This is a genomic window from Planomicrobium soli (assembly GCF_003014655.1).
In the GTDB taxonomy this organism is placed as follows: domain Bacteria; phylum Bacillota; class Bacilli; order Bacillales_A; family Planococcaceae; genus Planococcus; species Planococcus soli_B.
On sequence record NZ_PYAT01000002.1, the window covers coordinates 200,579 to 221,891 of the forward strand.

Genomic DNA, 21,313 nt, shown 5'->3' on the forward strand with positions numbered 1-21,313 from the left:
CGACCATAACAGGACCGATTCAGGTCGGTAAAGGCTTTGAAACCGTGTCTTCGGATAACCGGATTGGTGATGTCCAGGCAATATTGATCGATCCATCTACCGGCGATATTTACGGCGCAGCAGACTCTCCTCGCCCCGGGGACGCAGAAGGGCTCGATGAACTGCCGAAAGACTAATCAAGGAGGCTGCCCAATATGCATTTAGAACCAATACCTGACCATTTACAGAAAGGACTGAAAATCCTTTTCGTCGGTTTCAATCCGAGCATCCGTTCTTCCCAAACAGGCTTTCACTATGCCAATCCGAACAACCGGTTCTGGAAAATCCTGTTTGAAGCGGGCTTGACGCCGCGAAAATTCTTGCCTGAAGAAAACCACGAACTGCTTTCGCTCGGTTATGGCCTGACGAATATTGTTGCCCGTCCTACGAAAGAAGCGGCTGAGATTTCCAAAGTGGAATATGCAGAAGGAGCTGCCCTTCTAGAGGAGAAAATCAGAAGATACCGGCCAAAAGCCGTCTGTTTTGTCGGCAAGGGCGTCTATCAGGAATACAGCAAAAAACGCTCCATTTCCTGGGGGGTCCAGGAAGAACCGGTCATTCCTGGAATTATTGAATATGTTGCACCATCATCCAGTGGATTGGTGCGGATAAAACAAAATGAAATTGTCGACATTTACAGAGGATTGAACGAATATATCACTAAAACGCCGCCTGTTGTTTAAGGACGGCGTTTTTCATTGCCGCTACTAAACAAATAACGCCGCACTCGGAAAATCCAAGTGCAGCGCTAGCTATTTGATTGTTTTATTTAATTTCTTTTGCTTGTTGAGGAGCATTGTTCTTGAGCAGGACTTTCAGGCCTTGGCCCATATCAGAAGCCAAAACATAGTTGCGATCCACGAAGACGCCCCAGACATCGGCTTGGTCAGGTTTGTACTGGCCGATTTGCTTCGGCTTGCTCGGGTCTGTAATATCTACTGCGTAGACTCCACCTGCATAATGACTTAGATAAAGTGTGTTGCCATGCACTTTCGGGTCATGGACCGTATTTGCAAACGTCGCTCCGTCTTCCACTTTCTCAGTTAGATCTGTCTTGAATTCACTTAACAGTTTTGGATTTGCTTTATCTTTGATATCGAAAATGCGTGTATAGCCGTATGATTTCTCATATCCGTTTCTCACAGGAGTCGATACTTCGCGCGTTTCAATCAGCACATTTCCACCTTTCGCAAGTGCCGATGAGTGAGCAGCGCCTTGCTGTTCAGAAGAAAAGTCCGTGCGCCCGACATAAACAGGGTTCTCTGGATCTTTGATATCAAAAATGACTGTCCCTAAATCCCACATGGATACGTACGCGAATTGCGCATTATGGTCAGTAATAACGCTGTGATTAAAGACTGCTCTCGATTTTCCATCTGGTGCGTTCCAGTTATAGCCGTTAAATGAATCAGGTACTTCCGGCAAGGAACGCGGATCGAACTGCCACAATGTTTCCGGTTTCGCCGGGTTGGTAACATCGACAATCTGGAAATCTTTTTGTTTTCCACTACTGTATAGGTCTGCGTATGGATTCGATGTGAACACTAAAGCGCGATTTCCTTGCATCGTCAAATAGAGCTCGTGTGTGCCGCGAGTCGATTTAAAAGTCTCCCAATAACCAAGCTTTTTTGGTTCAGAGGGATTGGTTACATCGTAAAGCAAGAAACCGCCCGAAGTATTAGGCGCATTTCGATTCAGCTGCTGCACACTGACTACAGCCAAGTCGCCTTTAAAATGAGGTGTATTAATGCTTTTGACGATAACTTTTTCCTGCCAGGTTCCCGGCACATCATTATGCCCAAAAACGGCTACCTCTTTAGGATTTGAAGGATCTTTCAAATCAAAAACCCGTACTCCACCATTTGCTCCGTTTGCCGTATGCGTTCCCAGATAAGCAAAGCCTTTATGCGCATAGACATCGGCTGTATTGTTTTGCACACCCGCCAATTCCTTGATTTGCGCTGCCGCTCCTTCTTTAAGGAAAGAAAGATTTTTAGAACCACTGATGCTTGGATCACTCAAATTCACTATTTCTTCGTTAGAGAATACGCTCCGCTGCCCTTTGGAAAGGTCACTGCCGTCGAGTGCGTCATGGGCAAAAGCAGTTGGCACTACTGACAACGCAAGAAGTGCAGCAAGAGAAGTTTTCAGAAACGGTTTTTTTAAGTTCAATTAAATTCCTCCTGTCATATTTATTACCAAATTCAGTATATATATACAAAAAAGAACAATGCAATACTTCATCGTGTAATTTTTTAAAATATTCTAAAAATAATACTTATGTCTTATTATATATAGGGCCTCTAGATATAGAATAAAAGATGGTTGCGTTCTAGTTTTGATGCTTTATAGAAAAAAAGAACCATATTCCTTCTATAGAAGGAATATGGTTCTAGACAAAGTCTACAATTGATGAATAGAGAAGCATTAAACCAACCGGCCTGGCCACTTCGCTTTCCGCGGGCACGGCTTCAGCCGCTTCCTTTGCTCCTGCGGTTACTCGTCGCAAATGCAAAACATTCGCTTACGCTCAGTCCAGGGTCTTCAGCTCGTGTCGCTCCCACAGGAGTCTTCGTGGCCAGCCCGGTTGGGCGTCTCGCTTGATTCCAGAAGATGATTCAGACTGCTTCTCCCACTTTAAAAATAGCTTTTGCGAGACACCTCGTCTTCCCATCTTGCTTAGGCTCCGGAGCGCAAGGCGGCGAGCAAATTGGGCGAAGGAAGTTCGACCAATTTGTTTGCGACGAAGCAGCGAAGCGATGCAACGTCCTTTCATGTTTCGAAGCTAGCGCAGCGATGCAGAAACAGGAGCAACGGTTTTCCCTGCGGGATAGCGAAGTGCCAAAATCCACTCGGGACTTGTTCCGAGTTAGTTTGGCGCGAGCCCGCGGAAAGCGTCCGCCTAGAGCGATGGAGCCGGCACGGCTCCACTAATATGCATATTTTATTCTATAAAACAAAAAAGTATTCTTTTGTCTAAAGACTCATTCCTTCTGAAGAAGGAATGAGTCTTTTTATATACTTCGAACAAATTATGCTTTAGCTGCCTTTTTCTGAACTAGGGTATACTTCCGGAAAACCAATCTTTTTCTTTATAGCCTTATAAGCTTGCCCCGATATCGTCTCCTGCAATTTTTTGATAAGGTTCTCCAATTCACTGGAAAAAAACTCATATTCTTCCTTGGCTAATACTATCTTTAGTAAGCCCACCATTGAAAACACCGTCCCATTATTCAAATCCTCTTTCTGCATTTCCATCATGGCTTCCACTTCGCGAAGCTCAACGGGATGGTCAAGGCGGTAGCGGTAAAGCACTTCCTCATGCGCCGATTTGTTGCGATATGGAAAAGCGACACTCAGTATAGCGTCGAGTTCGCTTGCTTTTAAACGGATTGGCCAATACTCCTCACTGAACTCTTCCGCAAAGTCCTGTGCAATTCGCGCTCTGAGATCTTCGTCTATAACCCGATAGAAATTTATAATTTGTCCGAGCGACAGGAAATTAATCAGCACCCACAGCGGGACGTTCCGATGCTTATCAAAAAACTCACGGATAGCCGGGTATCTGACGCGGTCCCTTTTTTTGTGGCTTTTGATGAGGTTGTAAAGAGTTGAAATGATGCGATCGCGTTCGTGGTGGTGATGGCTGTCCGGGCTGTAGTTCGATGACTCAAGAAAGCTGTCTTTCTCCTTGAATTTCTCGGAAAAGCGGTACGCAATCTTCGATTTAATGTTTTTCTCGAACTTCAACAGTTCATTAAGCAAGAGCATCCGCAATTCCCGATCAAAGCGGTACAACGCATAGATATGCCCGAACTCAGTGCCCGCTCGGTATTGCTCAAGACCATATGGATTATTCCGCTCATCACGCTCAAGGAATGGCTCTTTGTAGCCATCGATCAGTGCATAGTAATTCTCGCGTGACAGGATCCGTTTCGCTGCCGCCTTATCTGGAACTGCCATGCCTCGTTTTTCAAGTAAGGCAATCTGCTCGTCATGTGAAGCAAAAACTTTCAAATATCTCAATCCTTTACAGTTCTTTCTTTTTACTCTAAGCTAATTCTTGCTTTCATGCCATCTTCAATCGAAAAAGCACCGCTTCCTGTAATGAGGAAACGGAGCTTTCAATCCATTATTTATTTGCGCTGCGGACGGGGTGCTGTCTGGACATCTTTCAAAAAGGAAACGCCCATCAATATAATGACGAGTGCAAAAGGCAATGCAGCAATGATTAACATATTCTGCAAACCTTGCGTCCCGCCAAAATAGACGACGACTGCTGCGACTGCAGACTGGAGCAACCCCCAAGTGATTTTCACAGAATTGGTCGGGTTCAACATGCCATTCGTACTTAGCATGCCAAGCACAAATGTCGCCGAATCCGCCGAAGTGATAAAGAATATTGCAATGACGACAATCGTCACTATGGACATGAACGTCCCAAGCGGGTATTCCGCAAGCACGCCGAATGTCGAGGTCTCCAAAGTAAAGCTGGAGATTGTTGCGATCCCTAACTGCTCAAGCTGCAATGCGGAAACTCCGAATACGGAGAAGAAAATGAAACACACGAGCGATGGCAATAACAAAACACTGAACATAAATTCTTTTACCGTCCGGCCTTTAGAAATACGGGCGATAAAAATTCCGACAAACGGCGCCCATGAAACCCACCAAGCCCAGTAGAAGATTGTCCAGCCGTTGATCCAGCTGCGATTTTCATCATCAAGTGGAGCCAGCCGTAAACTCATTCTAAAAAAGTCGGTAACATAACTTCCGAGTGTATGTGTGAACATGTTGACAATATACATTGTCGGACCCACGATAAACAAAAGAATCATCAGCGCAGCAGCCAGAACCATATTGATATTGCTTAAATACTTGATGCCTCTGCCAATCCCAGACCAGGCCGACCAGATGAACAATATTGTCGCAACGGACAGCACAATTAACTGGACAGTGAAATTATTCGGTGTACCAAACAGGAAAGCCAGTCCGCCGGTGATCTGTCCGGAACCGAAACCAAGCGTCGCTGCTACGCCGACCACTGTGGCAAAGACCGCGAGTACATCGACCGCTTTTCCAAGCGGCCCTTTCATGAGTTCTTCCCCAAATAACGGAATTAGTGTCGCACTGATAAGGCCAGGCATTCCACGGTTGAACTTGAAATAAGCAAGGATCAACCCGACTATTCCATAAACGGCCCAGGCATGTATCCCCCAATGGAAAAAGGAATACTTCAACGAATCGAGTACCGCAGCATCAGATCCCTCTTCCGCTACCGGGCTGCTGATAAAAGCGTGTGAAATCGGTTCAGCGGTAGTCCAGAAAACCAATCCCATCCCCATTCCTGCGCTGAAAAGCATTGCAAACCATGACAAACGGCTAAATTCGGGCTCGTCATCCTTCTTTCCCAGTTTCACGTTGCCGTAGCGGGAAAAAGTTATATAAACACAGAAAAGAAGAATGGCGATAACTAGCAAAAGGTAGAACCAGCCGAATTTCGCAGTCAGTTCGCTTGTCACATCGGTCGTAACGGATTTTAAATTTTCAGGAGCAAAGACTCCCCATAAAACCACAATTACCGAAATAATTATTGAATAATAAAATACTTGTGTAGCTTTCTTCATATTTCACCTCTTAACTAAATTAGATTGCACACAATAGTCTCCATACTAACATAGATGCCAAAAGCATAAAAATGAATGCTCCACTGTCAGTTTCCTTAAGCTATGGCTGCTTGAAGAAGACAAGTGCAATTCTCCCATAAAAATATTCCTATCAAAATAGCACCTCAATCTGCAGTTTAAGGCCATAAAACCTTGCAGATCGGGGTGCTGTTTCTTAGTTTTAAGAAACGTAATAATTGTCGAATCCGATGAATTGTTCGAGTATGTATTACTTTATAACCGTATTTAAAAGACTTCCCCATTATTGAAATTGCTAAACTTTGTTCTATAGCAAACTGAAGAGGAACATTTATTAAACACTACTGTCGAAAGTCATTGTCGACTTTCATACTCTCCTATTCTGTTAGCCTATAAAAAATCCCCCTGCCCAAAGGCAGGAGGATTCATGGAAGGAATATAAAACACTAATGTGGTCGTCGACCGCCGTTTGCTCTTGGTTGGTTATCGGTAACAGGTAAAGTCGTAATGGGGAATGGATCATTGGTTTGCCATTGCCATCAGAGTAATTGCACCGAAGTACAAATCAAGTTTCCTTCCACGCCTTGGAGAGGAGTCTCACCGCTCCAAGGATCAGAAATACTTCTCGCTGTCGAAATCCAGTTCAATGGAATAGTTTTTGTTGTTGATGGCATTCGAAAGCCGATTGGCGTTCCGTTCCAGTTCGACCGCCTTCAAGCGGTATTCCTCAGGATCGAACGTCGCCCGCCTTACAAGCGGAATCCCTTCCCCGTAGCCATACTGAATCTCTTCTTTTACAGCAGCCCCGAACATTTTAAACTTTCTCGCTTTGGCGCGCAGCTGCGTCGCCAATTCAATTGCTTCCACAATTGCCAGGGTCTCGCCGTTGAAATTCACTTCGTTTTCAATATTCGCCCGGTACATCAATTTATCCAATAGCCGAAAATCTTTCCGGAGCTCTTCAATTTCTTGTTCGACTTGCACGAGCGAGCGGCTTTGTTTCGGCACTCTGCTGCCCTTTTCAACTTCCACAAACGCCACGCGATCCATTTCTTCTTCCAATTCATGAATTCGTTTTGCTAGTACACTTTTCAATTTCACAGCTTCTGCAAGCGATAGATTAGACACGGCCAGGTCCCCTTATACTCGTAATTGTTCTGCTAAATCCAGCTTATCAAATCGCCTATTTATTAACAATTGCTTTTTGTAAGTTTTTAATAATAAGGATAAGTTAATTGATTCTGTTCATAATCGAAAAAATGTGTAACTTTATTCAATTGAATTTGTCTAATCATTCATGGGGGGATTTTGTTGAAAAAACTGTCTTTATTCTTCGTATTTATAGTTTTCTTTGTGCCTTTCAATAGTGGATGTTCATCAGAAAACATCGGAAAAGTAGATGTATACGAAATGGAAAGCTTTTCAGCCATCAAAAAAAATTCGTTAACATCATATACAGACCCTAAAGTTGTAAGCAATATAGTAAAAGCGTTCAAAAAGGCTAAAAAAGAGCCAGGTGTAGTTGAGATGGTGGACCCTGAGTATAAAGTTGAATTTGGTGAAGAATCGTATTATCTATGGATAAGCAGTGAGCATGGGACGATAATGAACCTAGAAGATACGCATACCACCTTTACCCTTTCAAAAAGTTCAGCAAAGACAATTTATGAACTAGTAAAATAACAAGTTTTTCAGTTAGGCAAGAACCTTAAAAGGACATTAATTTGGTCATTTTTTCGCATTGTTTTTAACTGAGTTAACAATAAAAATAGAAACTTTCATCAATCAAAAGAAGCTCTCAGGCCGCTGGATTAACCTGAGAGCTTCTTTTAGTTTTGCTGATTAAAATCGACCGTATCGTTCAATTCGTTATCGTCTTTATCCAATCTTTCATTGGTTGTGAGTTTTTTGGCGAACTTGGTGATGGTCTTTAGCGGATTGCCCGATTCCCAGTACTCAGCTGAGTCCGCGCTCACCTTGATCAAGACGACGTTCGGATCATCGTAAGTGGTTTCCAATAGCTTATCGAAAGCCGGATTCCAGTATTCTTTTTTCCGCTCCAAATCTTCGCTGAATTCAGCGTTTCCACTGATGGAAACATACGACTTTCCGGAATACGACACGTTGACTATCGGGTTTTCCAAGATTTCCTGATACTTGGCTGTATCTTTCATCGTAAGAAACCAAAGATCGCCGTCAAATTCCGCTTCCTGCGTTTGCATCGGCCGGGATACCGCCTTGTTGCCCGCAATCGTTGTTAGCATGGCCACATCGATGCCTTTGATCAATTTGTTGACTTTCTGCATCGCTTCTTGTGTTGATGACGCATTTCCATCCATTCTTGTTCTCCTCCTTCAAAAACCTTTTGCTTTGCTAAATCCGTGGCTAATCGTATTTATACAACTTTCCCTATTTTCAAAGGGGCAAAACTTATAGCATCGCTGCACACATCGAAAATCCGAACTTCATAATAAGCTCTTTTCTTTAACAGCTGTTTTATACAGAAGCAAGCACTTTTTCCTTTTTTACCGCCGTCCTTAATCCCACCGTTACTTCATCGCCGACATGGAACCGCTGTGAATAGACAGATTCATGGACCGTCCATGTCTCGCCAGACACATCGACCGTATAATGGATTTCATGGCCTTGATATTGGACAAATGTTACGCGGCCATGCACTCCGTTGATGGCAACAGTCGACAGCTGCAATTGTTCAGGGCGCACAGGATACGTACCATTCTTTTTGAATGTTTTTGCGACCCCGAGATCCGGCCATAGGCAATGCGGGTTGATTTTCGGGATGAAGCTGCCCTCTTGCCATTGCCCTTTCACTAAATTGCATTTCCCGACAAACGTTGCGACAAATTCCGTTTCCGGCCGCGTATAGATCAGTTCAGGCGCAGCAATCTGTTCGATCCGCCCTTTGTTCATAACCACGATTTTATCCGCGATAGCCAACGCCTCGCTTTGGTCATGAGTGACAAATACAATAGAAGCTCCAGTTTCCCGGTGAAGCTTCTGGATCTCTTTGCGCATTTCCATCCGGAGTTCCACATCCAGCGCGCTAAACGGCTCGTCCATCAATAGCAAATTCGGCTTCGGCGCAATCGCCCGTGCCAGCGCCACCCGCTGCTTTTGACCGCCTGACAGTTCAGAAGGATAACGGTCCGAAAAACTGTCCAAGCCGACAAGCTGCAGCACTTCATTCACTCGCGCCTGCAAGTCATGCCTGCCTTCTTTTTTCCGGTTCGGATGATGATGCAGTGGAAATTTGATGTGTTCCGCAATCGTCATATGTGGCCATAGCGCAAACGATTGAAAGACCATGCCGATGTTCCGTTTTTCAGGCGGTGAGACGCGTTTAGCCGATGCCACTGTGGAATCATCCATGACGATGTAGCCTTCTGTCGGTCCCATAAAGCCTGCAAGCAATTTTAAAAGCGTTGTCTTCCCACAGCCGGATGGGCCAAGAATCGCGATAAACTCACCTTGTCCGATTTCCAAATCCACTTCCTGCAACGCCGTAAACGATCCATATTTTTTGGTAACACCCAGTACTTCGATCATTTTGCTTTCAGCACCTTTCTGTCCCATAGTTTTCCAATTCCCATAAACAGCAGTCCGCCAAGCAGTATTCCAAGCACTAAGACTGTAGAAAAGGCAGTCGAATACGTCGAATAACCCGCTTGCTCATAACCGAAAATGACAACCCCAACCGTTTCGGTGCCACTCGACCACAAGAGGCTCGATACTGTCAATTCGGTCAGCGCCATCAAAAATACGAGAAGAGCGCCGCTTAAAATTCCCGGAAACAATAGTGGCAATAAAACCTTCCGCCACCTGACCCACCCCTTTGCGCCAGAAGTTCTGGCCGCTTCATCCATTGATGGATCGAGCTGCAAAAACGCGGTATAGCTTCCCCGGATCTGCAAGACCATGAAGCGCGTGGCATAAGCAATGAATAAAATAAGCGCTGTGCCATAGACGCCGGGATTCCATCCAGGAACCGGCTCCATCCACATGAAGATCATGCAAAGCGCGAACACCGTTCCCGGCAGTGCGTACGGAATCGTGATAAACAGTTCCGCCGTCTTCGTGCTCCAATCCGGAAATTTGAACCGAAGGTAAGCGAGAATCGTACCAAGGACCAAACAAATTGCCATTGTAACCAAAGCGAGCTGCAAACTGTTCGTCAATGCCGACAGCGGCTTTACATCTGTCAAAAAGACATATTCGTAATTCTTTAGCGACAAGTTTTCACGCTTGAACGGTACACCGTACGCTGAAATTAGCGACAGCGCTCCCATCACGACAAGCGGCATCAAGCTTGTAACAAGCAAGAAACTCCAAAGGACACCTTCCACCACTATCTGCCGAACAGGCTTTAAGAAAATACGCGGAGCCATGTCGCCACGAACCGTTTCGGTGACCCGACTGCGTCGCAGTAAAAACCATTGCATCAAGGTGCCTAAAAGCGCGATGGCACCGAGCATCACCGATAAGACCGCTGCCCGGGAAAATGCTTTTGGTCCAAAGCCAACCACTTGTTCGTAAATGTAAGTACTGAGCACCCGGATATTTGCCGGCGTCCCCAAGAACGCAGGGATTCCAAAGTTATCCAGATTCGACAAGAACGCGATCAGCCCGCCACTCGCAATCCCTGGAAGCGCCAATGGCAGCACAACTTTTCGGAATGCCTGCTTTCTCGATAAGCCGGACGTTGCCGCCGCTTCTTCCAAGTCACGCGGGATTTTCCGGAATACATTGACTGTGAACAAATAGACCAATGGATAATGTGACAACCCGAGCAGCAGGATGATGCCTTCGATACTGTATAGGCTCGGTGCTTGCAGGTTTCCAGGCAGCAAGGCAAGAAGAGCAGTCACTGGTCCTGAACCGCCGAAAAATTGCGTCCAGGCAAGTGTTGTAATATAAGAAGGAATGATGAACGGCAGGAAGATGAACAGCTGCATTGCCCGCTTTCCCCTTATTTGCACATACGCCACAATCCAGGCAAAAGCCACCCCCAAAACGAGCGCCAAAACCGTCGAACCGAACACGATAACCAAAGTATTCTGAACTGTGGACCACGTTGCCCGTTCCCGCAAAATTTCCGTGTAATAATGAAGGGTCAATGAGCCATCATCTACAAAGCTGAGCCAGACCAACCGAAGAACCGGCAGCAAAAACAGCAGGAAGATGAACAGCAAACCGATTCCTTTATAGAAGTTTTTATTTTGAAAAAAGAGAGAGAAAGGGGGCAAGCCCTTTCTTCTCTCTTCGGCCATTGGCTGTTTGATGATCATAGCTTCAGCTCCTTGTAGCCTAGATCCGGAGCGCCGGTCATTGACCGAAAATCTCTCCGAACTTTGCTTTGTCGTCTTCGCGTGTTTCTAAAAGTTCACCCGTGTTCGCTTCAAGAACATTCATCTCGCTCAAAGTCTTCAAGCCTTCCGGCGCATCGATGCCTTCACGGATGGGTGTATAGCCGAGTTCCGATGCCAATTCCTGCCCTTCTTCAGACAAGATGAAATCTACAAACGCTTTTGCCGTTTTTTCATTATCGGTATTTGCAAGAATGCCTACCGGTTCTGTAATGACTGGCACACCTTCTTTCGGGTACACCAGTTCAACCGGGCTGCCTTCACTCTTCGCCCGTGCCGCAAGGTAATCGACGATCATCCCGTAATTCTGCTCACCCATCGCAACGCCTTCGAGCACCGCACCGTTCCCTTGCGTGATGGTAATGTCGTTAGAACGTAAATTTTCATAGAGTTCCCAGCCCATCCCGTCCTGCTTTGTCATGACACCCAAGTTGTAGGCCGCGGCTCCTGAGTACAGCGGGCTTGGCATGATGCCCTGCCCTTTCGTCGCTTCATCGGTCAAGACCGACCAACTGTCGGGAAGTTCCGTAACTTTGTTCGTGTTGACGACAAGGCCTGTCGCCATCACTTTCGTTCCTGTATAAGCTCCGTCCGGATCTACAAACGCCCCGTCAATCGCTTCCGCTTCCGGAGACTTGTACTTAAGCAGCAAATCTTCTTGTTTGAAATTCTCGAACGTTACTGAATCCGCTACCAGCAGGACATCTGCCTGGATAGCGCCCGCCTGGTTTTCCGCTTGGATTTTCGAAACCACTTCTTCTGTACCGGAGCGGAACGTGCTGACTTTCACGTCTGGATTCTTTTCAGTAAACGCGTTAACAAGGGCCTGTGCATCTGCATCCGGCTGCGATGTATAGAAATCAAGCGTACCGGAAACCGCCGAACCGCTTTTCGCCTCTACGCTGTCTTCTGTTTCTTCCTGCCCGCTTCCGCAAGCCGCCAAAAATGCCGTCATCGTAAGAATTCCCACACCTGAGAATAACTTGTTCATATCATTTCCTCCTCTTATTTCCTCTTTTACTCTGCTTTCAGTGTAGAGCTCGAATGTGAAGGCATTGTTAAGGAGACATTAAGGATTGTGAAAACAATAATACGTTGATATGGATATGGAGCAAAACAGCCTTATATTCAGTCGAAAAATTTAGGGGTAATTGCAAAATAGCATTTATGTATCTTTATTAAGAAAAAAAAGTTCCGTCAGTAAGTCATGACAGAACTGTTTATTGAGTGAATTTATTTTTCTCTTCAAAACAGAGAAACAGATATTGCATCACCTGCAAGTAACTGGCCAACTGAACGCCAAGAAACACTGTTCCACTTCTGAACTTTGGTTGTTATGGGTACAGGCTTCTTTAGCATATCGCAGTGTATCAAAATTTAAATGATTGCTGCCGCAAGGAACAATAAGACCAAAAACACAATAACCGATGGCTATTTTATCCTCTATAGTTCCATTCAGCCTTCGTATGTTCAATCTAATATGTCTTGATACTTTTCTCTGTTTGCCGCTTCATTCTTTTTGCATCATCGCGTACAACTTCCGTGCAGTGTTGATGTTCCGTATCGTTACAAGTTTATAGAGCGGGGTGCCAATAATTTTTGCCATTCCGCTTTTTGTAACGTTGTTCCGGTCGACCGACCAAAGAACCGCTCCTTGAACATAGTAGACCGTATCAATTTCTGGTTTGACGGTAAGTGCATCCAGTACGGATTCCGTGTCGACTTCTTCCCATAGGAACAGGACGTCACTTTTCATCTCTGTATCGTTGGTCCACTCTGCTGGTATCGCTTCGGCGATCGGCTTAAACTCATCAAAGCTGTAGACCAGCACTTTGATCTGCAAATCGAAATGAGAGTAGATCGCTTCTTCCAGGACAGCCGTTATTTCCTTTTTCGAACGATTAGTGTCGGTGAAGATGATGTTGCCGGAATTGATATATGTTTTAACAGAAGACATGCCTGCCTCTTCAAAAACTTGTTTCAGCTTTTTCATATCCACTTTATTATTTCCGCCCACATTAATTCCTCGGAGCAATGCGACATAAATCACAATACCCTCTCCTTTAACCGAATTTTTCCTAGCTCGATACAGACACAAAATGGACACTTACGAACGGCGCATCCGTTTTGTTATAGTAGCTCCTAGACCTGACTGACTACCGCTTTTAGTTTGAGTTTACACTTCTTTTACCGGTCTGCAACTGCGTTTCGCTTGCAACCATTTTGCGTATAAACAAGGTCGAGAATAAGTTTTTTGAAAGGAAGAAAAACATGCAACAAGAAAAAAGACTGCCGCGAAACGGCAAAGAAGGCTTCATATTCGGAGCCGTCATCTGTACATTGACCGTCATCCTGATGGTATCATTCAACGCCATTTACTTTGCCGGTACCTTCAATAAGGAAATTGCGTTCGCCATCTTAAAAGTCATACCGCTCGCTTGGGTGATTGTCATGGTTATTGAACCGGCTTTTATCGGCCGAATCGCGGAAGGCTTGACCAAAAAATTCACCGAGCCTACAGACAGCTTCAACTCTAAAATCCTATTCCGCATCCTCTTCACGGTTTTAGGAATGTCAATTATCATGACGTTTATCGGTGATATCATCAGCAATGGCTTCCACGCCGAACTTTTCAGCAACTGGCTGCGGTATTGGCCACGTAATTTTATTATCGCGTTGATTGCTGAAAGCCTTATCATCCAGCCGTTTGCGCGTTTCGTAATAGTGAAAATGCACGAAGCTCAAGATAAAAAAGCATTCGTTCCAACAAACCCTTAACTGCAATTAAGGAAAACAGCTGAATCATAATCACTGAAGCACATTAAGCATAAGAAAGAGCAGCATATTACATGCGGCTCTTTCTATTTTGTCCAATGGGTCAAAAAGAAATATATCAAGAAAATGAGGGCTGTGATGAGAGCTTGGATGAGAGTGGCATAAGCTCAGAAGCAGCTTCTCCTTCTTATATCAGAAAACCATCTACTTCAATACACTTAGACATTTTTGAATGTTTTTTAATAAATCTTCGTTCTTTTTTAAGCTAATAGGCGCAAATCCAAATATTTTCATTAGGCATTCTAAAAAACGCCTTTGCACAGCTGATGAAGTCGTTAAACTCGTAACGTTCTTGCTGACTTCTAAAGCGCAGTACATCAATGGTGAAGTGATCCGTATCAACTGCAGGTTCACGAATACGAAGTAGTTGGCTCACCAAAAACATCAAATGCAAACACCCCCGTTCTGGCTCCTCTCCAGAACGGGGGTGTTTTTCGATATGTGCTCATTTTAATTCCGATGGTACAGGCGATACGGGTATAATCAGATCTTTTAAGATTTTTTGTACCCCTTCAATCAAGTCAATATTGATGGTGTCGAACATAATCTGCTTTGATTCAGCCGCTTTTATTATCTATTGCTTCACTTGAGCTACCCAATGCCCCTCAGACACTTCGACAAGATGCGAATTCCGCAGGTTGTAGCGGTCATTTGAGGTTTGCTCCGTCATTAACGTCCGCTTCTTCTTCGACTCGATTTTCGGGTCGGGGATTGGAATAGCCGCCAACAGGGATTTCGTGTATTCGTGCTGCGGATTGGCATACAGCTCCTCGCTTTCCGCAAGCTCGACAATTTTCCCTGCATACATCACTGCCACACGGTCGCTGATGTGCTTAACCATCGACAAGTCATGCGCGATGAACAAATACGTCAGCCCTAGCCGGTGCTGCAAGTCTTCAAGCAACTCAACAATTTGCGATTGGATTGACACATCAAGCGCGGATAAAGGTTCATCACAGACGATAAAGTTCGGTTCAACAGCAAGCGCCCGGGCAATGCCGATCCGCTGGCGCTGCCCTCCAGAAAATTCATGCGGATACCGCAGAGCGTGTGAAGCGTTGAGCCCGACCATTTCAAGCAGTTCGATCACCCGTTTTTTCCGTTCTTCTTTGGACGCGCTCAGTTTATGAAGGTCCAGTGCTTGTCCGATGATATCCAGCACTTTTAGCCTTGGATTCAAGGAAGAATACGGATCCTGGAAAATCATCTGCATATGGCGCCGCATCGTTTTCATCTCTTTTTTAGACAATCGGTTGACCGACATGCCTTCATAAAGAACATTGCCATCGGTCGGTTCATGGAGGCGCAAAATTGCACGTCCCGTCGTCGACTTGCCGGAACCTGATTCCCCTACCAAGCCAAGTGTTTCACCGCGGCGTATGAAAAACGAAATGTCATCGACGGCTTTAACGGTATTGCCTTTGCCCATATCGAAATGCTGCTTGAGTGAGTTTACTTGAAGCAATGGTTTAACCGAATTGCCGCCGGCTGGCGCAAGCGGAGTCCGCTTCGGTTTTTTCTTTTCGTCAAGACGCGGCAAAGCGTTCAATAATTTTTTGGTGTACGGGTGCTGCGGGCTTTCAAAAATCGACTCGGTTGTTCCGGTTTCAACAATTTCCCCATCCTTCATGACCGCTACCCGGTCGCACATCCCCGCAACAACTCCAAGGTCGTGTGTGATCAAAATAATGGATGTGCCAAGTTTTTGCTGAATATCTTTCATAACATTCAAGATCTGGGCTTGAATGGTCACATCCAGTGCCGTGGTCGGCTCGTCGGCGATCAGCAGCGTTGGACGGCAAGCGAGAGCGATGGCAATCATGACCCGTTGCCGCATGCCACCCGAAAACTCATGGGGAAATTGATCATAGCGCGCCGCACTGTCACGGATTCCAACCAGTTTCAAGATATCAATAGCTTGTGCCTTCGCTTCAGCTTTTGCCATCTTCTGATGCTTGATCAGGCTCTCTGCGATTTGCTCCCCTATTCGTATAGTCGGATTTAGTGAAGTCATCGGATCCTGAAAAATCATGCCGATATCGCGGCCACGTATTTCTTCCATCTCCTTTTCCGTCTTATAAGCAAGGTTTTCCCCCAGAAAAGTAATTTCACCTTCTTTTAGGAAAGAAGGTGGCGAAGGCAATAATCGCATAATGCTGCGTGCAGTGACACTTTTCCCACTTCCCGACTCTCCAACGATGCCCAGTGTTTCTCCCTTTTTCACATCAAAACTTACACCGCGGACCGCTTCAAACTCTTTTTCTCCCGTTTGAAAGGAGACTCGTAAATCTTTAACTTCTAATATAGTTTCCATTTTTCCACCTGCCAATATGTATTGAATAATTGCATTTCCTTACAAGGAGATGTTGACTTCCAATTATATGTAATTTAAACTATACTATACCACTCGGAATTATGCAATTTAGCTGGAAAGGACGTCGTTTAGTTGATAAAAGCTGAAAAAGCACCAACTCGCAACAGCGATATTACGGGTTTGATTCGCCTTACATATGAAAAAATGAGCCTTCGCTCTTCTTATAATTTATTGCTGCTCTTACTGGGATTACCCGTAACGATATTTGTTTTTTTCTTCTACTTGTATCGAAAAAATAACGATGCTTATTATCTCTTAGTGAAGGAGAAGAAAGAATCCCTTCTAATAACGGGATACCGCGAGCGGCTGAAGCAGGAATTTCGGGAGCAGCTCGTGCAAAAACAAATTTTCTTCAACAAGCCGATCGTAGATCACGACATCGAGCAACAAGCGGAAAAGTGGGCAGATGAAGAGTTTGAAAAGAAAGTGACGGAAACTGCACAAGCCGCATTTGCCGAACAAGGGAAAAAGCGTGTTACTTTCCAGGAAACTTTCCAGGATTTGCTGAAAAGACCCAATTTTTTGCTCCTTTCTTTTGTTCCTGGCATTTTAATGTATGGCCTCATCCTGCTGTATAGCAACTTCTACTTGAAATACATATTCGAACGACTCGTCATGAGCATTTTCGTTATTTTTGGCGTAGTGGTTCTCGTTTTCACTATTTTGTATCTGTCACCATTCGATCCAGCCGCGAATTTACTCGGTGAATCGGCCACGCAGCAGCAGCTGGACAATTTCAACCGGATCTACGGGCTTGATCAATCTTATGTTGCGCAATTATGGAATGCCATCCAAGGCATCGTGACCTTCGATCTCGGTTCATCTTATGAAGGCAATGAAGATGTGGCAGCGACAATCGCCAACAAATTTCCTGTTACATTCACATTAACAATTCTCGCATTATTAATGGCTATCATTATCGCTATTCCGGTGGGAATCATCTCGGCAACACGCCCGAATTCTTTTTTGGATTACACATTAATGTTCGTAGCACTGATCGGTTTGTCGATTCCAAACTTTTGGCAAGGGCTGATTTTCATCCTCGGCTTCTCCATCAACTTGCAATGGCTGCCGGCGACATACAATCCGTCCAACTGGCTGTCGATGGTCATGCCGGTCGTTGTTCTCGGTACGGCGTTGACCGCTTCTGTCGCACGGATGACGCGATCTTCAATGCTTGAAGTGATCAATGAAGACTATATCATCACCGCGAAAGCGAAAGGCCTAAGCGAACGTTATGTATTATGGAAACACGCTTTCGGCAATGCGATGATTCCGATCATCACTGTCATCGGCTTGTTGTTCGGCGGCATGCTCGGCGGCGCTGCTGTTACTGAAAAAGTTTTTAATATCAGCGGAATCGGCAACTATATCGTCGACAAGCAATTCGTTCCCGATATTCCGAGTATTTTAGGCGGCGTTGTTTATATCGCCATCACCATTTCGATAGTCAATGTCATCATCGACCTGTTGTACGCGTTTTTCGATCCGCGAATTCGGTCCAAAATGAAAAAATATTAAAGCAGGTGTTATGATGTCGGTCATCCAAGAAATAGAAAAAACAAATACCGTAAAACGCGTGCTTAAAATGTCTTCCGAATACACACAGTCGGTTTTCGCTTCGGTTGTTTCACTTGTATTGACGCTTATTCTGCTGGCCAATAGCTTTGACTACAGCAACGGCGGCATCAAACCGGCCTTCTTTGCCATAACAATCGCTTATGCGGTTTTTACAGCGATCCAATTTGCTGTCACGCTGCTGATCAAACGGGACTTGGTCGTGTTCGGGCAAATCCAAAAAAAGACGCGGCGTTTGGGCTTTATCCAATTGCTTAGCCTCCTGACCGCGAATGTGTTCATTGGCATTTTCGCGTTCCATCTTCTTAAGCAGCAAAAAACAGCTGAGTACACATTTGCGGTCTATGCGGTGCTGATCCAGTTATTCATCATTGCTGTTTCAGCTTTGAATTTATTTAAACCGTATGTCGCGGACTTGTTTCCTATCGGAATGCTCGCATTGCTGTTCGTAGCAGTGCTCCACATTTCTGCACTGCTCCTCGTCGCAAAATATGTAACGGCTGATGCAGCACATCCGCGATTAGTGTTCCTGGCAATCCCACTTATCGCTACCGCGTTAACAGGTAATCTATTTGCACTCGTGCTCGGATTGAGCCTGATTTTCAAAATCCGGAACCAGAATCGTCCGGGCACCGGGCAATGGCATCTTGTCTGGGATAAAATCACCCGCAATATGACGGCCATGCTCGGCATGTTTTTCATTGTTTTCATCTTCGCCATTTCCGTCTGCAGTTTTCTGACATTCGATTACGCTTTGGCGGTTGAGAATAATTACGAAGCGTTGCTTGAATCGCCAAGCCTGGCGTATCCGCTTGGAACCGATGACTTTGGGCGCGACCTGTTTTCCCGCATTGTATTTGGCGCACGGATTTCACTTACTGTCGGAATCCTCTCCACCCTTATTCCGGTTATCATCGGTGGAATTTTAGGCGCTTTCGCCGGCTATTATGGACGCCGTACCGACAATGTGATCATGCGGCTGCTTGATGTGCTGTATGCCATTCCCGGCATCCTGCTCGCTATCGCCATCATCGCCGCTTTTGGCGCAAGCACAACCAACTTGATCATTGCACTTAGCGTCGGTTCCATTCCTACATATGCAAGAACGATGCGCGCTAATGTCTTGATGGTTTCCAATCTCGAATACGTCGATTCCGCCCGCGCACTCGGCGCCGGCGATGCGGAAGTCATTTTCAAACATATCGTCCCTAACTCCTTGGCACCAATGATCGTCAAAGCTACTTTGACAATTGGCGGAGCTGTAATCGCCACGAGCAGTTTAAGTTATCTCGGACTCGGCGTGGAACCTCATATTCCGGAGTGGGGAAATATATTAAAAATTGGCAGCACTTACCTGGAATCGCATTCCTACTTGGCTATCTTTCCCGGCCTTGCGATCATTCTGCTGGTTTTATCATTCAACTTTCTTGGGGACGGATTACGTGATGCCCTCGATCCTAAAATGGATTGAGTTTAATCAAATAAAAAAGAAATTAGGAGGAACTTATTTTGAAGAAAAGTTTATTACCACTACTGCTTGCCTTTGTATTAGTACTGGCAGGCTGCGTGAACACAAAATCCGACGTTGCTGAAGAAAAGGCAACCGACGGAGCGGCTGAAGGCGAAAAGCCGGTCATTGAAATTTTAAGCCAAAGCGCCAATGAAGACGATGTAAATATCGTCCGGGACCAATTGGTCAAAAACGGCTTCGACGTCAAATTGAACATTCAGCCGGATTACGGCAGCTTCACTGCACAAAAAGAAGCTGGAAATTACGACTTGGCTGTATCAAGCTGGACGACGGTTACCGGGAATCCGGACTATGCAGTCCGCGCCCTTTTCAAATCAGACGGTGCCAACAGCATCATGGCTGACGAAGAAGTCGATAAACTGATTGACAAGGCCAGCACACAGTCGGCTGATGAATACCAGCAAACGTATAAAGAACTTGAGGAGCGCCTAGTGCTGGATCAGGCTTATATCGCCCCTCTTTATATTTCTTATAAAACACAAGGCATCAACACTGAAATTTTGAAAGAGGATTCCGTTCGTCTGTCAAAATCCCGCGCGCTTGCATGGGAACCAATCGACTTTGTCGACCAATCCAAACGCGAAAACGATCCATTTATCGTGTCACAGGAAATTTCAACTTTAACTTCCCTGGATCCAATCAAAGGAAACGATGGTTCCATCAACCAATTGAACACAAATATGTATGTCCGTCTCGTAAACTTGACTAAAGATGATCAGATTACCGCTGAAGGTTCTTTGTCCCATAACTTCGCAATGGCGGAAGGAAACTCCGAGTACTACTTCCTTCTCCGTGATGATATCAACTTTGCGAAAATCGACGACCAGCAAGCCGTTGACACAGGGGAACGCGTTGGCGGCGATGATGTGATCTTCTCGCTCGACCGTGCATCAAATTCGAATTCCGTTCCGGATCACCGCACATACAGCTTGCATGAACATATCGCTTCAACCGAAACAGTTACGGATCTTGCTGAGCTTGACATCCCTACCGTTGACGGTGGAACTGTAAGAGAAGCTTTAGAGGCAGATCTGCAAAACGGCATTTCCGAACTGGTTGAAGGTAAAGAAGATGCCAATAATGCTGAAGGGAAATACCAAGTGATCAAACTGACAACCACTGAGCCATTCCCGCAAGTATTGAATTACCTGGCTCACCAATCAGCAGGGATTGTTTCTAAAAAACAAGTTGAAAGCATTAACACATACGACGTTGAATCATTCGACATCAACAAAGATATCCCTTACGGCGACCAAAACACTGTGACGGAAGGCGCGCAGTACGATAACCACTTATATGCAAGCGGACCGTATATCCTTTCTCATAAAAATGATTACGAAGCCGTATTCCGCAAAAACCCAGCTTATATGCCGGGAACAGAAAACGAAGCGAAAATCTCGAATGTCACTGTCCGCTTTATCGCAGATCCGGACAGTGCCCTTTCAGCCCTTCGAAACGGCGAAATTCATTTGAATTACTTGATTCCTGAAACGAAATACAATGTTGTTGAAGACGATCCAAAACTGGCTCTTCAAAAAATGGAAAGCAACGGCGTGCGCTACATGCTCTTCAATACGAAGGGACGCGAAGTTGCTGAAAGCGAAGACTTGCGAAAAGCAGTGCTTTATTCCATTAACCAAGATGAATTCATCAACTATTATCAGGGCAATAAAATCAAAGCTGTCTCTACTGTAAGCCCGCTTGTTGATACAGGCAACGAGCTTGTAGCAGATCCTGCAAAAGTGAAGGAACACTTGAGCAACTACCAGGACAGCAAAAACTAAATAGGAAAACCGCCCAAGGAAGAAGTTTCCGCGGGCGGTTTTTTTCATGTTCGTTCGTTACTTGCCACTGCTTATGGCATCTAGTCAGGCGTCAGAGAGTGTTGATTTTAATCCGACAAATTTGGAATTGGTTAAAAAAACTG

General features: G+C 45.3%; 17 protein-coding genes and 1 pseudogene. 8 read left to right on the forward strand and 10 right to left on the reverse strand.

What is annotated here, in order from left to right; translation table 11 throughout:
- Positions 1-44: 44 nt before the first annotated feature.
- Together B0H99_RS18120 and mug are read left to right on the forward strand one after the other, a co-directional pair.
- Positions 45-176 (forward strand): hypothetical protein, encoded by a 132-nt coding sequence (locus tag B0H99_RS18120; RefSeq protein ID WP_281258857.1) that lies wholly within the window; start codon positions 45-47, stop codon positions 174-176.
- A gap of 18 nt (positions 177-194) precedes the next feature.
- Positions 195-722 (forward strand): G/U mismatch-specific DNA glycosylase, encoded by a 528-nt coding sequence (gene mug, locus B0H99_RS03220; protein ID WP_106532196.1) that lies wholly within the window; start codon positions 195-197, stop codon positions 720-722.
- Between the two features lie 82 nt (positions 723-804).
- On the opposite strand, the gene B0H99_RS03225 is transcribed toward mug, so the two are convergent.
- The 4 genes from B0H99_RS03225 to B0H99_RS03240 all read right to left on the reverse strand — a co-directional run bounded on the left by B0H99_RS03225 (position 805) and on the right by B0H99_RS03240 (position 6,812).
- Positions 805-2,211 (reverse strand): LVIVD repeat-containing protein, encoded by a 1,407-nt coding sequence (locus tag B0H99_RS03225; RefSeq protein ID WP_106532197.1) that lies wholly within the window; start codon positions 2,209-2,211, stop codon positions 805-807.
- A gap of 867 nt (positions 2,212-3,078) precedes the next feature.
- The gene (locus tag B0H99_RS03230; RefSeq protein WP_106532198.1) at positions 3,079-4,056 is read right to left on the reverse strand and encodes an Abi family protein; all 978 of its coding nucleotides are present in this window, start codon (positions 4,054-4,056) and stop codon (positions 3,079-3,081) included.
- Between the two features lie 119 nt (positions 4,057-4,175).
- Positions 4,176-5,666 (reverse strand): BCCT family transporter, encoded by a 1,491-nt coding sequence (locus tag B0H99_RS03235; RefSeq protein ID WP_106532199.1) that lies wholly within the window; start codon positions 5,664-5,666, stop codon positions 4,176-4,178.
- 630 nt (positions 5,667-6,296) lie between these two features.
- Positions 6,297-6,812: a hypothetical protein gene (locus tag B0H99_RS03240; RefSeq protein ID WP_106532200.1), complete on the reverse strand. Its 516-nt coding sequence runs from the start codon at positions 6,810-6,812 to the stop codon at positions 6,297-6,299.
- A gap of 183 nt (positions 6,813-6,995) precedes the next feature.
- On the opposite strand from B0H99_RS03240, the gene B0H99_RS03245 reads away from it, so the two are divergent.
- A complete protein-coding gene (locus tag B0H99_RS03245) occupies positions 6,996-7,367 on the forward strand; it encodes a YhfM domain-containing protein (RefSeq protein WP_106532201.1) in 372 nt (123 codons plus the stop codon).
- A gap of 146 nt (positions 7,368-7,513) precedes the next feature.
- On the opposite strand, the gene B0H99_RS03250 is transcribed toward B0H99_RS03245, so the two are convergent.
- The 5 genes from B0H99_RS03250 to B0H99_RS03270 all read right to left on the reverse strand — a co-directional run bounded on the left by B0H99_RS03250 (position 7,514) and on the right by B0H99_RS03270 (position 13,118).
- Entirely contained in the window at positions 7,514-8,023 is a 510-nt protein-coding gene (locus B0H99_RS03250) for a pyridoxamine 5'-phosphate oxidase family protein (protein ID WP_106532202.1), read from the reverse strand.
- 157 nt (positions 8,024-8,180) lie between these two features.
- Entirely contained in the window at positions 8,181-9,251 is a 1,071-nt protein-coding gene (locus tag B0H99_RS03255) for an ABC transporter ATP-binding protein (protein WP_106532368.1), read from the reverse strand.
- On the reverse strand, positions 9,248-10,990 hold the full coding sequence (locus B0H99_RS03260; RefSeq protein WP_106532203.1) for an ABC transporter permease: 1,743 nt from the start codon (positions 10,988-10,990) through the stop codon (positions 9,248-9,250). Before B0H99_RS03260 ends, B0H99_RS03255 begins: the two co-directional genes overlap by 4 nt.
- Before the next feature lie 37 nt (positions 10,991-11,027).
- Positions 11,028-12,059, reverse strand: coding sequence for an ABC transporter substrate-binding protein (locus B0H99_RS03265; RefSeq protein WP_106532204.1), 1,032 nt, complete (start codon positions 12,057-12,059; stop codon positions 11,028-11,030).
- A gap of 519 nt (positions 12,060-12,578) precedes the next feature.
- Positions 12,579-13,118 carry a DUF1697 domain-containing protein gene (locus tag B0H99_RS03270; RefSeq protein ID WP_106532205.1) on the reverse strand — a complete coding sequence of 180 codons (540 nt, stop codon included), beginning with the start codon at positions 13,116-13,118 and terminating at the stop codon, positions 12,579-12,581.
- Positions 13,119-13,339: 221 nt separating this feature from the next.
- Between B0H99_RS03270 and B0H99_RS03275 the strand changes: the two genes are divergently transcribed.
- Both B0H99_RS03275 and B0H99_RS17980 read left to right on the forward strand, forming a co-directional pair.
- Complete coding sequence (locus tag B0H99_RS03275) at positions 13,340-13,846, forward strand: DUF2798 domain-containing protein (protein ID WP_106532206.1); 507 nt, start codon at positions 13,340-13,342, stop codon at positions 13,844-13,846.
- 301 nt (positions 13,847-14,147) lie between these two features.
- A pseudogene (locus tag B0H99_RS17980) lies at positions 14,148-14,270 on the forward strand (short chain dehydrogenase); the annotation flags it as partial.
- A 207-nt stretch (positions 14,271-14,477) separates the two neighbouring features.
- On the opposite strand, the gene B0H99_RS03285 reads toward B0H99_RS17980, so the two are convergent.
- Positions 14,478-16,217 carry an ABC transporter ATP-binding protein gene (locus tag B0H99_RS03285; protein WP_106532207.1) on the reverse strand — a complete coding sequence of 580 codons (1,740 nt, stop codon included), beginning with the start codon at positions 16,215-16,217 and terminating at the stop codon, positions 14,478-14,480.
- A gap of 204 nt (positions 16,218-16,421) precedes the next feature.
- Here B0H99_RS03285 and B0H99_RS03290 point away from each other — a divergent pair, with 204 nt between their 5' ends.
- Genes B0H99_RS03290 through B0H99_RS03300 form a run of 3 tightly spaced genes read left to right on the forward strand, consistent with a single transcriptional unit; the run spans position 16,422 to position 21,170 of the window.
- The gene (locus B0H99_RS03290) at positions 16,422-17,798 is read left to right on the forward strand and encodes an ABC transporter permease (protein ID WP_106532369.1); all 1,377 of its coding nucleotides are present in this window, start codon (positions 16,422-16,424) and stop codon (positions 17,796-17,798) included.
- A gap of 13 nt (positions 17,799-17,811) precedes the next feature.
- Positions 17,812-19,326 (forward strand): ABC transporter permease, encoded by a 1,515-nt coding sequence (locus B0H99_RS03295; RefSeq protein WP_106532208.1) that lies wholly within the window; start codon positions 17,812-17,814, stop codon positions 19,324-19,326.
- 35 nt (positions 19,327-19,361) lie between these two features.
- Positions 19,362-21,170, forward strand: a complete 1,809-nt coding sequence (locus B0H99_RS03300; RefSeq protein WP_106532209.1) for an ABC transporter substrate-binding protein — start codon at positions 19,362-19,364, stop codon at positions 21,168-21,170.
- The last annotated feature ends 143 nt before the right edge of the window (positions 21,171-21,313 follow it).